General features: G+C 66.1%; 1 protein-coding gene. It reads right to left on the reverse strand.

Translation table 11 applies throughout. From position 1 onward, the window contains the following. On the reverse strand, window positions 1-816 hold an 816-nt coding region (locus EN939_RS36355), incomplete at both ends, for a YaiO family outer membrane beta-barrel protein (protein WP_245473314.1).

Here is an 816-nt window from a genome sequence, read left to right on the forward strand (position 1 = left end):
GGATAACTGCAACATCGGCTCGCAGGACATAACCATCGGCGCGCGTGCCGATGTCGTCGGCTGCGTGGACCCAACGTGCCGAAAGCCCCAGCCGGCCGTCCAGGACATAGACCTGCACCCAAGGCGAGATTGTGGTGACCTCGGCGGTGGCGAAATTGTCATAGCGAGCATCGATGTTGAGCGAGAACGGACCGAGCGCTTTCGCGGGCGCCATGATCCGCCACGAAGCGCCGGCCCCGACCGAATATCGTGCCAGGAAGTCGGCATCCGGCGTCGCCGCTGCCAGCACATAGGCCGAAACCGTGGCCGAAAAGGCCTGGTCGATGCGGCCGTCGATCTGAACATCGGTGCGACCGTAGCGAGTCGCCATCCGGGTGTGGCCCGAAATGGTCGTCTGCGGGGTGAGCCGATAGGCAAGGCCGGTCGAACTGTCTGTCCAATCACCAAGTCCATCGGTGAGGTCGCTCACTTCGCTACCGATATCGAGCCGCCATTTGCGCGGCGGTGGTGCGGCCAGTCTCTGCTCGATGTCGCGCGAGCCGGGTTCGAGGGCAAGCGCCTGCCGGTAGGCATCGCGCGCGGCGTCGTCGTCGCCACGGGCGCGGCGCACATCGCCGATTCCCACCAGCGCTTCGGCATTGCGCGGATCAATCGCCAGCACCCGCTGAAACGACTGCTCGGCCCGCGTGTAATCCCGCTCGAGCAAAGAAATCCGTGCGTCGAGGGCGATCGCCTCGGCAAGGTCCGGCTGGCGATCTGGCAGGGCGACGTGCCGCGCGCCCGCGCGATGATCGATGATGTGCTTGGCACCGCGCC

It is taken from the genome of Mesorhizobium sp. M7A.F.Ca.CA.002.05.1.1 (assembly GCF_003998335.1).
In the GTDB taxonomy this organism is placed as follows: domain Bacteria; phylum Pseudomonadota; class Alphaproteobacteria; order Rhizobiales; family Rhizobiaceae; genus Mesorhizobium.